This window comes from Lachnospira sp. CLA-JM-H23, from assembly GCF_040096425.1.
In the GTDB taxonomy this organism is placed as follows: domain Bacteria; phylum Bacillota; class Clostridia; order Lachnospirales; family Lachnospiraceae; genus Lachnospira; species Lachnospira rogosae.
This window is the reverse complement of record NZ_JBBMET010000001.1, coordinates 101,102-116,824: the sequence shown is the minus strand read 5'-3', so window position 1 is coordinate 116,824 and position 15,723 is coordinate 101,102. Positions and strand designations below refer to the sequence as shown.

The window sequence follows — 15,723 nt, the reverse complement described above, 5'->3', positions numbered from 1 at the left end:
ATTACTTTCCGCCCTTTAATTCTTCTATCTCTTTCTTAAGTTCAGCTATCTCTTTATCTTTTTCTTCTATATAACAGTTCATCTGGTTCATCAAACGGACAATTGAAGCATTAAATCCATCCTGAGCCATAACGATAGGTTCTACAAAGAAATATACAAGCTTTCTTATTGCCTTTTTAAAGAATACTGTTACTTTTCCACCCTGTAATGGTCTGTATGGATTAACTTCCCATTCGTGGTTGGCAACATATATATCCTCATTGAATTTTACTTTATCAAACTTATTAACATTCATTGAACCAACATCAACAATAACATCATCAAAGCTTAATAAGTCATTAGTATAACCCTTAACTTCAATCTCTTTCTTAATCTCTTTCATAATTGATTCTACATTAATCTGTTCTGACATATACTCCTCATTTCTGTGTATCTGATACACCACTTACATTTACAAGCTAGAAATTAGCATATATAAAGCCCTGTGTTGCGCCTATATATCCAAATATTAATATAACAGCTATCAACGCATAATAAGCAGCCCACCTTACCGCTAATGGCTTGGCCGCTATGCTCTCTCTTATAGCTATACCTTTTTCTTTAAGTACACTTATAATAAATACTATAATACAGCCAGCGATTATAATTATATAATCTCTTGCTTCTATTCCAAGGTCTAATAGTGAGCTGTTAAACTGTGAAAGGCTAAATCCCTGAATTGACCATCTTATCATACATAAAGCCTGACTTACACTGTCAGCCATATCAAAGTACCAGCCTATATTAACAAGTATAAATGTTCTTATAATCTGCCATAAAGTCCAGCCCCTGCTTGTTGCATTAATATGAAACTTATTAAGAAGCTTCTTGTATACAGGCTCTAAAAGATTGCTTATTGCAATAATAAAGCCATTGTAAAGTCCATATGCAATATATTTCCAGGCTGCTCCGTGCCATATACCTACGATAAAGAATATTACTATATTAGCAAAGCATATAGGAAGTGTTCTTCCAAATGTATTGCCAAAGTGCTTCTTTCCCCACTTTCCGAACTTATTCATCTTCTTAGAAAGTGACATCGGATAGAATATGTAATCCTTCATCCATGTACCAAGTGTAATATGCCATCTTCTCCAGAATTCACCTATTGACTTAGAGAAATATGGCTGCCTGAAATTCTCATCCATTGTAATTCCAAACATCTGTGCAGCACCGATAACTATATCTATTCCACCAGAGAAATCCATATATAAATCTACAGAGTACATAAGCACTGCCATAATATAATGAAATCCGCTGTATGCCTCATAATTATTAAATACATTAAGAACAAGCACTGCCGCCCTGTCTGCAATAACAACCTTCTTAAAAAGTCCCCAGCCGATTCTTTGAAGTCCATATTCTACATTCTTTAAATTGAAGCTGTGTCCACTGTAAAGCTGCTTTCCTAATCTGTCATATCTTCCAATTGGACCCTGTAAAAGCTGTGGGAAGAATGATACGAATAATCCCATCTTAAATATGTTCTTCTCACACTCATACTTTCCCTGATATACATCAATTGCATATGATACAGACTGGAATGTAAAGAACGATATTCCAAGTGGCAGTCCCATTCCAAGAAGACCTATTGGTTCTTTACCTATAAGTCCAAGTACGGAATTAATATTCTCTATTGCAAAATTACTATATTTTACAACTGCTAACATTCCAAAATCCAAAAGAAGTATAAGGAACAACACCCATCTTTTCTTTCTTCTAAGGCTTTCTTTATAAGCCTTCTTATCTTCTCTTGAAAGTGTTTCTTTATTATCTTTTAAATATCTGTCACCTGTATTCTGTATATTTTGAAGCCAAATGCCTCCGAAATATATAGTTACAGTTGCAAATACCATAAATAAAGAAGCTTTAATACTAAATGTAAAATAATATATATAACTTAATATAAGAAGCCATATCCACTGTACATTCTTGGGAAGAACATAATAAACAACTATTCCAGCTAATAAAAATACAAAAAAGGCTACTGTTGTGAATGACATTTATTGTTCCTCCATCTCTTTATACATCTCATCAAAGGTATTATAAAAATACTTTGTTTCATCTAATGTTCCGTTAAAATGTCCTTTTAACACTTCTGCTAATACTTCTGAATATTCTTCTGCAAGTTCTCCACCCATATGACCTTCTTTATCTCCATAATCAAGATCACTTCTGTCAAGAACTGATAATCTGGCTTTGTTAAAATTATAATAAGGTACATTCTGTTCTTCAAAGAACTGTGAAAGTACATCATTAACAGTTCCCATTCCAAGCTTCTGCATAACGCTTGGTGTTATTGGTGATGTAACACATATAAGCTCAATACCATTATCATCACAGAACTTCTTTATCTGCTTGAACTTGGTTACAGCCACCTCTGAAAGACCATCATTCTCTCTGCCTACCCAGCCATCAACATAAGCATCACCACCAGGCTTAAGTCCGCTTACCTCACGATAGAAAAATCCCTTTCCAATATATGGGCCATTGGCATCTGGTACCTCTATTGAGTAGATATCCGCATCCTTATATTCCTGCGAACGCTTCTGTGAAATATTAGTCTTTACTGATGATGGAGTACAAAGATATACATTTCTCTTCGTAAATGCATTCCTAACATCAAGATTAAGCATATTCTCTGCCATATACTTCCACTTTACTGGTGATGACCAGCTAAGCTGGTTGTATATGAATGGTTCCTGAAAATATCCTTCTGCCTGAGGTTCCATCCAATACTGGTAATCCACATCAAATATAAGTGTCTTAATCTTCTTACTGCGGCACGCTTCCTGTAACACATAATAAGAATCCTTTACCATCTCACCAGGTATTGCAAGACTGAATGAATTCGTGTCGTTAACATCATCTATCTTCTGCGGGTCAATTGCACTTCTTGCATGCGATGCACCTAATACAAGTGTATCTATATCCTCATCTGAATTCTGGAAATATGTAAGCACATATCTTACATATCCTGTCTGTGCAAACGCGTAATCAAATATTGCTACCAGTACAACAAGCCCAACAATAAATCCAGCCACTCTTATCCATGGCACTGCCCTTTTCATAATTATTCTTATCTCCTCATCTTAAATGTGTAATTCCCACTTGTGTGGAATTCTTGTAACGCCAACATCTGTTATATTAGATACAACCTCAAACTTAAGAGCCTGCTTATAATAATCAACAGGTATACCCTCTCCATATTCAATAGTTATATCTACCCAGTAATTACCAGGTATAAGATTAAGATCTTCAAGTTCTACCTTATATCTTCCGTCTTTATCAATGTCAAAATTCTCTATTCTGTCTATTCTTGTATTAGTACCATAGCACCAGAGAGCATCATTTCTGAATATACCAAATCCAAATACTGCATCTGTAACTTTATTATCAACGTGATAACCAAGATCAAGTATAACTTTCTCTCCTGTCTTGAATATTCTGCTCTCCTCGCCAGCCTCATTATACATATGAATATCTGTAAATCTTGCGTCTTCACTTCCGTATCTTGAATTAACCTTCGCACGCTCTTTCTTGATACGTTCTTCTTCTTTCTTCTTCTCCATCTGCTCACGTTCAAGCTTTGCCTGACGTAGCTGCTCTTTCTCAGCCTGTTCCATTCTCTCCTGATTCATATAGTCAAGATATTTAAGATGGACATCTTTTGGAGTTCCTTCCGCTTCTATAAGACCATTTTTTATCCATATAGAACGGTCACATATCTGCTCAATCTGACCTAATGAATGAGATACAATAACGATAGTTGTTCCCTCAGCCTTAATCTCTCTTAGCTTATTGAAACATTTTGCCTGATAGTTAGCATCACCAACGGCAAGGATTTCATCAATAAGAAGAATATCAGCATCTACATTGATAGCAACTGCAAAAGCAAGTCGCATATACATTCCTGAAGAATAAGTTCTTACTGGATTATCTATGAAATCTTCAAGTTCTGAAAATGCTATAATATCATCAAGTCTTGCATCTATCTCTTTCTTGGTAAGTCCGAATATAGAAGCATTAGTATATATATTCTCTCTTCCGCTCATATCCGGGTGAAAACCTGCTCCAAGCTCTATAAGGCTTGATACTCTTCCACGCATCTCAATTGTTCCTGAGTCAGGGTATATAATCTTAGTAAGCATTTTAAGTGTTGTACTTTTACCACAGCCATTCTTACCTACTAAACCTATAGCCTCACCTCTCTTAACATTAAAGCTTATACCATTAAGAACATGTCTTTTCTCATATCTGTTGCGCTTCCAGAAAAGCATTTTTTCCTTAAGTTCGCTTCCCTTATCATAATACACTTTAAAATCTTTAGTTATATTTTTTACTTCAATTGCATTATCTTTATCCATCATAATCCTCATTTCTGCTTATATATCTAATTGTCTATACTATTCTAATTAGAATTCTTCTGCAAAACCTCTCTGAAGCTTCTTAAACAGAACTTCTCCGACAACTATAAATACAATACCTATTATTAATGCAAGAGCCAGCGAACCAAGTTCTGGAACTTGTCCATAATAAATAATCTGTCTGTATATTTTAATAATAGGTGTCATAGGATTTAAGTTAAATATTAAAATAAGCCAGTCACCAGCACCAGAATTCTCTACCATATCAACGCCATACATTACCGGTGTCATATACTGGAGTGCCATAACAAATATTCCAAGAATATACTGTAAATCCCTGAGATATACTGTAAGTGATGATACTATAAGTGCAATACCAAGACAAAGTACATACTCTACAACCATAACAACAGGAAGACATAATAATGCAAGTGGATTAATACCTCTTCCTGATACAATAACAACTATAAATACAACAACAAATGTAAGTATCATATTAACAAATGCACTTGTAACTGTTGATATTGGAAGAACCTCTCTTGGGAAGTATATCTTTTTAACCATATCCTTCTCTTTTAATATACTTGCCGCACCGTCAGTTACACTTGATGAAAAGAACATCCAAGGCACAAGTGCCACGAAAAGAAACAGATAATACTGTTCATAGCTTGCCCTCATTATTATTGAGAACACAATTGTATACACAATAAGCTGTAATAAAGGGTTGACAAATGTCCAAAGAAATCCAAGAACCGAACCCTTATATCTTCCTCTTAAGTCTTTTCTTACAAGACTTATAATCATTTCCCTATATTCATATAATTCTTTAATATGTTGCATCAGAAATTTCTCCTCTATATCTAAATCCTGCATATTATAATAACAATCATTTTCTTTGTCAAACGAATAATTTAAAACCCTTAAGACTTTGAATGAATCTGTCTTAAACGCTCACTCACAATATCCGCTGAACGTTTGTATGCAAGATGTTCTCTGGCATATGCTTGTCCATTAACTACCTTGGTGTTGTAATACTCTTTGTCTTCATAGAGCCTTACCATATAATCAGCAGCTTCATCAATGTGTGCATCTGCCCACACATTGCCCTTCTTAAATACATCATAGTCCTTATCAAGTTCTATCATATCGTATCCAACCATACACGCCGTATGATCATTCATAAACTCTGTATTACCCGACCACGCCGTTGCTATAACCGGTGTTCCAAGATACATAGCCTCCGCCATTACAAGCCCGAAGCCCTCTGAGCGGTGAAGTGATACATATACATCTACGTCTTTAAGAAGAGAATTAACTTCTGTCTTATTAATCTGTCCACACATAAAGTAAATATTATCTTCTTTATCTACAATAGAGCTTATAATCTTCTCATCGTCTGCTGAAAGCTCTGACTCACTTATCTTAATTACAAGACCTACATCCTTATACTTGTTCTTAGTTGCTTCATCTTTCAGGAATGCCTGCTTAAATGCTTTAATAGCTGCCAATGGATTCTTTCTTTCCATAACACTTCCACTATTAAACATTATTAAAAACAGGAACTTGTCTTCTGGAAGATTAAAATGCTTCCTGCCATACTGTGCACTTGCAACAGGTTCTATACAATGTGGAACCGTAACCACAGGCTTGTCAGTATATTTCTTAAGTGTATTAGTAACAAAATCCGATGGTGTCCACACTTCATCGACAAGCTTAAATGCCGGAAGCCATTCCTCTGGAAATGTCTCTAATTCCCACGCCCAGTAACCTATATTATATCTGTAATCCCATACATCTTTGCCAAGGCTTAAATATGCTACCATAAACTCACTTGCATTAACATGTATTATGTTAACATCATATGGAAGCTGTGTTGTAAGCCTGCTGTCATACATATCATTGGTTCTTGAGCCTCCCGGTGGAACAAAGAAATCCCTTATAACGTGTGGCTCATTATTCTCATCAAGCAGACTGCACATAATACGTGCACTCTGTCCTAATCCATTATCCCCCTTTATATTGCCTATTATATTAGCACCTTCCTTGTATCGTCCCGGTACATACTTTTCTATAGTATCTGCCGACAGCTTTTCTGTTGCATTATTAATAATTCCCGCCTTCAGCTTACTTAGCAGTTTCATCGGAAGCACTTTTACAAGAACTGGCCTTAACGCTTCACCTGCATTTAAAAATAATTTGGATAACGCCATTGTATACCTCTATTCTTCTATAATTTAATAATCTGCCTATCATTATACTGTTATAAATAACATTCCCATTATAATAGATATTTAATCGCGTAAATTGCAATAGCTGTATAATTTTACCACATTATTAATATAATTACCATATATCTTTACATATAAATAATCCTGCATCTTTAGTAATCTTAAAAGGCTTCCTTGCAAGCTTATTTCTTATAAATGCTTTAAAATCGGAATATCTGTCAAGAAGATACTGGTTCTGGTTGCCGTGGCAGGAAAGAATATATTCAATAAGCGGCTCTGCTTTATCAACTAACAGGTGATCATTATATTTTCTGACATCTACATTATTAAAATGCTTAATCAATATATCCTCTCCATTATCCAGCCCGAATTTATCATACAGATTATCCGCAGCAAGAACAATTCTTTTATCAAACTCTGTTACAAGATCACTAATCTCTTTCATGTGCGAAGCCCCATAAGTTGCACATATAAATACTCCACCCGGTTTTAACACTCTTTTGACTTCTTTTAGAACGCTTTCTATATTATCACAGTAAAATAATACATGATTAGCAAGAACTATATCGAAATAATTATTCCTATAAGGAATATCCGCACAGTCAAATGTATTAAACTTAAATGATACAGACTGTCCTGTCTTATGTGCAGTACTATCCGCCCCATTCTCGTTAGCATATTCCGCTTCTATATTTCTTCTTGCATCATTCACCATACCATCGGATATATCGCTTAAGAACACCTGTAGCCCTGAAAGTTCTCTTACATTATTCTTATTATCAACCCACAGTCTTCCATCACCACAGCCTATCTCCAGAATACGCTGTCCGGTCTGTATATTGCTCTGTTCATATATCCAGTTAAACCAACCCTGCTTATTAACTGAATATTCTGCATGAAGATTAATTCTTGCGGTTATATTTCCAGCATTAAGATACTGTGTCTTTAAAGTGCTTTCCATATTAGTAAGGTGGATAAGCGAAAGCATATTGCTCCAATCCACTAATTTGTTATTTTTAAATGTATCTATCGTGTCTTCAATTGCATTCTTTACAAGCTCCATCTGTGCTATTTTGTCCTGAATAAGCTTAAACTGCAAATTAAGCGAATTAAGAAGAATGTTATAATCTGAATCACCTATAGTCATATTTCTTATATCCTCAAGTGAAAACCCCAGATACTTAAACAACAATATCTGCTGCAGCCTCGTAAAATCTGAATCCGTATAAAACCTCACTCCGTCCTCTGTAAGCAGTGACGGCTTTAAAATATTCTGTTTATCATAATATCTTATAGTTCTTACTGTGACATTTGCTTTCTTGGCAAACTCACCAGAAGAATAATAACCTTCTTTATGCATAACTTCCTCTTTTCTTTATGGTATATTTTACTGTAATCATACCTGAAATTCTGTTTAAAAACTTATTGCAAATCCTATTTGAAAGCTTATTTGAAATTATATTTTAAGGACTATTAAAATCCTATTTGAAGATCTGTTTGAAACCATAAAAATCATAAATAATGATAAAATTTCTTCTTGTATCACAAAAAATACTTGAAGATAACGTTACGTCACCTTTTATTATATATATATCAAAACAAAAAGCAAATATCAATTTACTAAAAAACTATAATCTGCTTAGTAAGCACTAATCTGCTAAACAGGTATTAATTTATTTAAAACACACTATTTATTAAGAAAAGAGGAATGACTATGAAAGGTATTATTCTCGCTGGTGGTTCTGGCACACGCCTTTATCCACTCACAATGGTAACAAGTAAACAGCTTCTTCCTATATACGATAAGCCTATGATATATTATCCTATGTCAGTTCTTATGACTGCTGGAATTCGTGATATTCTTATAATATCTACTCGACAGGATACACCTAGATTCAAAGAGCTTCTCGGTGACGGAAGCCAGTTCGGTGTTAATCTTTCTTATGCTGTACAGCCATCACCTGACGGACTTGCACAGGCTTTCATTATCGGTGAGGAATTCATCGGCGATGACACTGTTGCTATGGTTCTTGGCGATAACATATTCGCTGGCAACGGACTTAAGGAACGTCTCAAAAATGCTGTTAAAAACGCTGAAGAAGGCATAGGTGCTACAGTATTTGGTTACTACGTTGATGACCCTGAAAGATTTGGTATTGTAGAATTTAACGAAGCCGGCAAGGCTATATCTATAGAAGAAAAGCCAGCTAAGCCTAAGAGCAATTACTGTGTAACAGGTCTTTACTTCTATGATAACAAGGTTGTAGAGTATGCGAAGAATTTAAAGCCATCTGCAAGAGGTGAGCTTGAAATAACAGACCTTAACCGTATATATCTTGAGAACAACAACCTCAATGTAGAACTTTTAGGTCAGGGCTTTACCTGGCTTGACACTGGTACTCACGAAAGCCTTGTTGAAGCTACTAACTTCGTTAAGACAATTGAAACACATCAGCACCGTAAAATAGCCTGCCTTGAAGAGATAGCTTATCTTAACGGCTGGATAACTAAAGAGGACGTACTTAAGACTTATGAAGTCTTAAAGAAAAACCAGTACGGACAGTATTTAAAAGATGTGCTTGACGGCAAATATATTGACGTACTTCATAGCTAGAATATATTATCATTTGGTGTGTAGCGCACACTGCACCATTTTAATTATTAATATGTGCACAGAAACGAGGATTATATATGAATATTATTGTTACCGGCGGTGCCGGATTTATCGGAAGCAACTTCATTTTCCATATGTTAAAGAAATATCCAGATTACAGAATTATCTGTCTTGACTGCCTTACATATGCGGGCAATCTCTCAACACTTGCTCCTGTAATGGATAATCCTAACTTCAGATTTGTTAAGGAAAGTATTACTGACAGAGAATCTGTATACAAGCTTTTTGAAGAAGAACACCCAGATATGGTTGTAAACTTTGCCGCCGAGTCACACGTTGATCGTTCTATCGAGAACCCGGAAGTATTCCTTGACACTAACATCAAAGGTACTGCTGTTCTTATGGATGCATGCAGAAAGTACGGAATTAAGCGTTATCATCAGGTATCTACTGATGAAGTATATGGTGACCTTCCACTTGACAGACCTGACCTTTTCTTCACAGAGGAAACACCTATACATACATCAAGCCCATACAGCTCATCAAAAGCTGGTGCTGACCTTTTAGTATTAGCTTACCACAGAACTTATGGACTTCCTGTAACTATAAGCAGATGTTCTAACAACTACGGACCATACCACTTCCCAGAAAAGCTTATTCCTCTTATGATTGCCAATGCTCTTAATGATAAGCCACTTCCTGTATATGGTGAAGGTCTTAATGTCCGTGACTGGCTTTATGTTGAAGACCACTGCAAGGCTATTGACCTTATCATTCACAAAGGACGTGTCGGTGAAGTATACAATGTCGGTGGACATAATGAAAAGAGAAATATTGACATCGTTAAGCTTATCTGTAAAGAACTTGGCAAGCCAGAATCACTTATCGTTCACGTTGGCGACCGTAAGGGACACGATATGCGTTATGCTATCGACCCTTCTAAAATCCACAACGAACTTGGCTGGTTACCAGAAACTAAGTTTGAAGACGGCATAAAGAAGACAATCCAGTGGTATCTTGACAACAAGGAATGGTGGGAAACTATCATCTCAGGCGAATACCAGAACTACTATGAGAAAATGTATTCTAACCGATAATTAATATATTTTTATATACAACCTGACAATTTATTTTTATCTGTCAGGTGGCAGTATTTTTAGATTAATCAAAGAAAGGTAATAACTATGGGACAGATTAAAGTAACTCCTTGCGATATTGAAGGACTTTATATAATAGAACCTACTGTTCACGGCGATAACCGCGGATATTTTATGGAAACTTACAATCAGAATGATATGCACGAAGCCGGTCTTGATATGGTATTTGTTCAGGATAACCAGTCACGCTCTGTTAAGGGTGTTCTTCGTGGCTTACACTTCCAGAAAGAATTTCCTCAGGGAAAGCTTGTACGTGTAATCAAAGGAAGCGTATTTGATGTTGCTGTTGACCTTCGTGCAGGTTCTAAGACATACGGCAAATGGTTTGGCGTAGAACTTACAGAAGAGAACAAGAAGCAGTTCTATATAAGCGAAGGCTTTGCACACGGCTTCCTCGTATTAAGTGACGAAGCTGAGTTCTGCTACAAAGTAACTGACTTCTATCATCCTGGTGATGAGGGCGGTCTTGCGTGGAACGACCCAAGCATTGGCATTGAATGGCCACAGGTTACAGGCAAATATCCAGGCAGTGCTGACCCATCTGGATACAAGCTTGAAGACGGAACCCCACTTAATTTCAGCGAGAAAGATACCAAGTGGGAGACACTTGAGAATACATTCAAGTTCAAATAAAATAAAAAATGCGGAAACACTCTACTATATCGGTGTTTCCGCATTTTCACTATCAACCCATAAAGCAATACCTTTCACCCTTTTTTAACTGAACTGCAACGCATTTACTTTCATTTTCCTCACCAATATACGCCTTATTATTAAGCACAAGATTAAAGCTTGTGTCCCGTAATGCAGTTAAGTCTGCTTTTACATTTCTCTTATCAACATCCCAGCTTAAATAATCAACTCTCACACCAGCGCGTGTTAAAAGTCCGCTTATATTTCCTGCTGGTATATTACTGCTTAATGCAGGAAGCAGTTCTACCGTATTCTTATCCGAATACACTAGCATTTCATTAATAATTCCAGCTATTCCATATAATGTATCTGTGCAGGCGACACCCTTAGCCCTGTTCGTATTATGGTCGGTAAATAATGTTGAATAAAATATATCGCTATGCACAAGCATATTTAATATATTATACACTTCCTCTGAATTCTTAAGCCTTGCCTCAACAAGTGCCTTATGAATCCAGCCGTGTGATGCCGTGTCATCTTTTCCGGAATTCTCCTTATTACGGTTTAATATAGCCTGTCGGCAGGCGTTGGCAAGCTTATTATTATGCTGTGTCTGATATGCCGGCCATGCACAATAAAGATGGCTTATATGCCTGTGGGCATTATTTTCCTGATACTCTTTCATAGCCCACTCTCTTATTGCACCGCTTTCATCATATTGATAATCCGGAAGCTCATTATTTAACTTTTCAGCCTTCTTAATTCTTTCCTTGTATCCTTCATTCTGAAGTTCATTTTCCATATCAATATACATAGCTATAATATCTTTTGCCGCAGCTATATCCATTGAAGCATTGGCTGTTATTGCACTCTTATAGCCAAGCGGCTTGTTCTCTGGTGAAAATGACGGAATTATAAGATACTTCTCACCAGTAAACAAATGTGTCTTACCCTTTTCATATCTTGCATTGCCCTCAATATCTGTGAAGTACTCAGGTGTGCAAAGCTGCTCCCAGAAATTATAAGTTTTTTGAAGAAGCGGCATAAGAATATCTTTCTTTACATTAAAGACCTCTTTGTTATACTGCTTTATTATCTTTTGATCAGTTGTTGTAATTGACACATCACCATAGCAGTCAACCCATTCTGCTATAGGAAGTATCATCCAGCTTGCACCCGTATTCCAATACTGGAACGGATAGTTAATGTCATACTCAACCATCATTGCCCTCTGTCCGTCAGTATTGATAGGTGCTAACAGGGCATTTTTCATTCCATATACCTTTTTAGCATTAATCTCCCAGTCTTTAAGCTGTCTTAATACGAACCAAATATACCCAACGCCAGCTTCATACATATTGCCGCTGTTAATTCCCGATACCTGAATATTAACATTAGCATCCATGGTATACGCATTACGCCACATCAGATTCCACTCTCCAACACCTGGTCCATTAAGCCTTGGTGCTGTATAGCCAGCCCCTGACATAAGCCCATATCTTGCATTATTATATATTCTTTCAAGAAGCGGAATAAGAATATCTGGAACTTCTTTCTGCTTATCTAGAAGCTCCTCATTAGCTACCATATTATATATATTGTACCTATCTTCATTATCAGCTATTGTGCATTTACTATTCTCATCAACTTTAGAGACATTATCACAATATTTCTTTTCTTTATCATTTTTATTAGATATACAATCAGTATTATCGTATAAATATAATGATACCCTGTTATATCTTTCAGCACTTTTAATACTATGTTCTTTGATTGCAGCATCATAGAAAATTTCTTTATTATTAAAAAACACTTTATCAGCTGTGCCTAAACTATCATTTACCTTTGCAAAACATTTTCTAATAAGCTCTGTATCAAATATACTGCCACTCTCACATTCTGACTGGAAATCTTCAAGCCTGCCAAGCTTATCTGTCCAATCAAGATATGTTATAAGAATAATCTTGTTCGATTTATTCAATTGAATAATTGGTACTATATTATCTATACAGGTATATGCCTTGTCTGATTTATTCAATTCTATCATATTGACTATACCATCTGTAATAAATCTGGTTGCACCTGCAAACCCTCCATTTGCAAGCTCACTTCCCTCAAATGAAGGATAATGTGCCACAACACCAACTATATCATCTTTAACAAAACGCGAATACTTCATTCCTCTCTCTGAGGTTGCCTGTTTATTCTTATCCATACCAAACTTATGCATTGCCTCAAAATCATCAACTGAAATATTAACGATAAAATCCTTCGCTCCTGTAATCTCTGTAATAACAACATCATCAGTCAAGGATGCAAAAGTTCTTTTAGTTATAGTTCTTCCATCTGCCTTATATTTAACAACAATCTCAGACCTGTTAAAATCTGTATATCGTTCATAATCCGTAATATTTATATCATCATTTCGTGTCATATGATGGTGTTTTGCAGCTTCTGATATTAATGCGTTAGTATCTGTTATATCAGCACTCCTGCATAATTCCACCCTGAGCTGGTGTCCTGGATGATGACAATACATATTGGTACGTTTTCTGTTGTGTATATCCCAGGTATCGTCCATATTAATTACTGACTGCCTTGCCTCATCCAGCTGTCCTCCAACCTCTAAAGGCACATATCTTGGCTCTTCTGACGGCATAATATACTCAACATTCTGGAATATAAAGCTGTCATTTAAAGGTGCACACGATGTAATTACCCCTATGTGTCCATCTGCCGCTGACATACCATCGTGCCACGCAACATCATACATACCATATTCCTCATATGGTATAATTTCTTTATATATTTTTGAATATGACCAGTTATTATCTCCCATAATTACCCTCATTTCTGTATACATTAATCTACAAACATAATTATATTATAATGTATAATTCTCATCTGGATTGATTAAAAGCTTTACCCCTATGTTAAATACACCATCTCCATTTTCCGCAAATAACGAGAACAATGTACCCGTAAATGTCATTGTCCGCGTACCCTCCGTGCTAAGTCCTGCATTAAGTCCTGAACCTATCTGCCTGTATGCCACCCTTGCACCAAGATTAGCAGTGTCAGCTATTGCATAAGAAAATGTATACTTTTCCCTGTCTGTATCTATTTTTATCAAAAGCTTTGAATTCATATCTTCATTATTAATGGGAATTCTTTCAAGCTCAACACCCATATCGTGTATATGTTTATAAAATCCTATATACCTGCCATTATCATCATTGCCTATGTATATCTCATAATGATAATCGTTATTGTAATATGCCGCAACGCCACATCTTTTTGCATTACATCTGGCTATATCAAGACATGCATATAAAGTTGTCGTGAATTCCGGCTGTTTAAATGACACAATTGTTGGCGATTTGCCAGCCGTGTTAAGTGTTATATCTGTTCCCTTAAGTGTAAGCACAGCATTTTTATTATCATATATATACTTTGACGTATCAGGATTTCTTGTATATTGAAGCCTTTTATCAAGCAATTCATCTGTAAAATCTATATCCACACTGTGGTCTGCGTACAGAATTGGCTGTCCGGACTGCTTATCAATACGGATATTGGCAGAACTCTCTTCACAATCAAGTCCAGGCAGTGGTGCATCCATTACAAGCTCAATTGTTCCATTGCCATTATAACCAACAACCGGCCAGCCATTTTCCCACTTTACTGGTGCAAGAAATGTTTCTCTCCCAAGATTATGAAGCAAAGCATGGCTGAATCTTCTTATTCCAAGAAACACAAGCCACCAGTTACCATTCTCATCCTCTAATAAATCCGCATGTCCTGTCGCCTGAATCTCTGATTTCTTATATTCCTTATGAGATATAACAGGATTATCCGGACAAGCCTCATATGGGCCATATACATTATGCGAACGTTGAATTGTTTCACGGTGTGCATATTCCGTTCCGCCTTCTGCTATCATAAGATAATACCAGCCATCCTTCTTATAAATATGTGGACCTTCCGGACACTGTCCACCACAACCTTCACTTATAAGCTTCTTCTCAGATAATATCACACCTGTAAGCGGATTTATCTCAAATGCAACAATTCCACGTACACCGTCAATTATTCCCGTTGAACAATAATAACATTTGTCATCATCATCAAAGAATAATGATGGGTCAATTCCCCCCTGGTCAATCCACGCTGGCTCAGACCATTCGCTGTTAATATCTTCTGTATGAACAACAAAATTACCTTTATCAGTAACATTTGTTGTTATCATATAAAACATACCTTTATGATATCGTATCGTTGGTGCATATATTCCTCCCGAATTACGACAGTCCTCAAGTTCTAACTGTGAACGCCTGTCCAGACAATATCCTGTAAGCTCCCAGTTAACCAAATTCTTACTATGATATACAGGCACTCCTGGGAAGAATTCAAATGTGGAATTCACAATATAATAATCACTTCCTACACGGCATATGCTTGGATCAGGATTATATCCCGGAATAATTGGATTTTTAAATAACATATGGCACCTCCGACTTTTATAAACTTATTTTATAAATGTATATTATAATTATTATTGTATTATTTCAAGGTGAAATATCGCTGTTTCATATTATTTTACAGAAATAATGCCTATAAATATTCAAAACGAAACAATCAATATAATATTATAAAGACAGCATTAATCTGACAAAAAATGTAAT

12 protein-coding genes are annotated in these 15,723 nt (G+C 36.0%); 3 read left to right on the top strand and 9 right to left on the bottom strand.

Annotated features, from left to right (window positions below):
• Position 1: 1 nt before the first annotated feature.
• The 7 genes from WMO42_RS00545 to WMO42_RS00515 all read right to left on the bottom strand — a co-directional run bounded on the left by WMO42_RS00545 (position 2) and on the right by WMO42_RS00515 (position 7,994).
• Positions 2 to 412 carry a hypothetical protein gene (locus tag WMO42_RS00545; protein WP_022502967.1) on the bottom strand — a complete coding sequence of 137 codons (411 nt, stop codon included), beginning with the start codon at positions 410 to 412 and terminating at the stop codon, positions 2 to 4.
• Positions 413 to 458: 46 nt separating this feature from the next.
• Entirely contained in the window at positions 459 to 2,042 is a 1,584-nt protein-coding gene (locus WMO42_RS00540; RefSeq protein WP_349191284.1) for an MBOAT family O-acyltransferase, read from the bottom strand.
• Complete coding sequence (locus tag WMO42_RS00535; protein ID WP_022502969.1) at positions 2,043 to 3,110, bottom strand: hypothetical protein; 1,068 nt, start codon at positions 3,108 to 3,110, stop codon at positions 2,043 to 2,045. It lies immediately after the preceding gene.
• 21 nt (positions 3,111 to 3,131) lie between these two features.
• Positions 3,132 to 4,409, bottom strand: coding sequence for an ABC transporter ATP-binding protein (locus WMO42_RS00530; protein ID WP_349171911.1), 1,278 nt, complete (start codon positions 4,407 to 4,409; stop codon positions 3,132 to 3,134).
• 45 nt (positions 4,410 to 4,454) lie between these two features.
• Positions 4,455 to 5,246 (bottom strand): ABC transporter permease, encoded by a 792-nt coding sequence (locus WMO42_RS00525; RefSeq protein WP_022502971.1) that lies wholly within the window; start codon positions 5,244 to 5,246, stop codon positions 4,455 to 4,457.
• Between the two features lie 80 nt (positions 5,247 to 5,326).
• Positions 5,327 to 6,616 (bottom strand): glycosyltransferase family 4 protein, encoded by a 1,290-nt coding sequence (locus WMO42_RS00520; RefSeq protein ID WP_022502972.1) that lies wholly within the window; start codon positions 6,614 to 6,616, stop codon positions 5,327 to 5,329.
• A gap of 133 nt (positions 6,617 to 6,749) precedes the next feature.
• Positions 6,750 to 7,994, bottom strand: a complete 1,245-nt coding sequence (locus WMO42_RS00515) for a MerR family transcriptional regulator (RefSeq protein ID WP_349191281.1) — start codon at positions 7,992 to 7,994, stop codon at positions 6,750 to 6,752.
• Positions 7,995 to 8,348: 354 nt separating this feature from the next.
• On the opposite strand from WMO42_RS00515, the gene rfbA reads away from it, so the two are divergent.
• The 3 genes from rfbA (at position 8,349) to rfbC (ending at position 11,038) form a co-directional block, all read left to right on the top strand.
• The gene (gene rfbA, locus WMO42_RS00510; RefSeq protein WP_055306398.1) at positions 8,349 to 9,248 is read left to right on the top strand and encodes a glucose-1-phosphate thymidylyltransferase RfbA; all 900 of its coding nucleotides are present in this window, start codon (positions 8,349 to 8,351) and stop codon (positions 9,246 to 9,248) included.
• A gap of 77 nt (positions 9,249 to 9,325) precedes the next feature.
• Positions 9,326 to 10,345: a dTDP-glucose 4,6-dehydratase gene (gene rfbB, locus WMO42_RS00505; protein ID WP_116443622.1), complete on the top strand. Its 1,020-nt coding sequence runs from the start codon at positions 9,326 to 9,328 to the stop codon at positions 10,343 to 10,345.
• Between the two features lie 87 nt (positions 10,346 to 10,432).
• Positions 10,433 to 11,038: a dTDP-4-dehydrorhamnose 3,5-epimerase gene (gene rfbC / locus WMO42_RS00500; protein ID WP_022502976.1), complete on the top strand. Its 606-nt coding sequence runs from the start codon at positions 10,433 to 10,435 to the stop codon at positions 11,036 to 11,038.
• 52 nt (positions 11,039 to 11,090) lie between these two features.
• Here the strand turns inward: rfbC and WMO42_RS00495 are convergent, their stop codons facing one another.
• The gene (locus WMO42_RS00495; RefSeq protein ID WP_349191280.1) at positions 11,091 to 13,877 is read right to left on the bottom strand and encodes a glycoside hydrolase family 95-like protein; all 2,787 of its coding nucleotides are present in this window, start codon (positions 13,875 to 13,877) and stop codon (positions 11,091 to 11,093) included.
• 45 nt (positions 13,878 to 13,922) lie between these two features.
• On the bottom strand, positions 13,923 to 15,542 hold the full coding sequence (locus WMO42_RS00490) for a family 43 glycosylhydrolase (protein ID WP_349191278.1): 1,620 nt from the start codon (positions 15,540 to 15,542) through the stop codon (positions 13,923 to 13,925).
• Between the last annotated feature and the right edge of the window lie 181 nt (positions 15,543 to 15,723).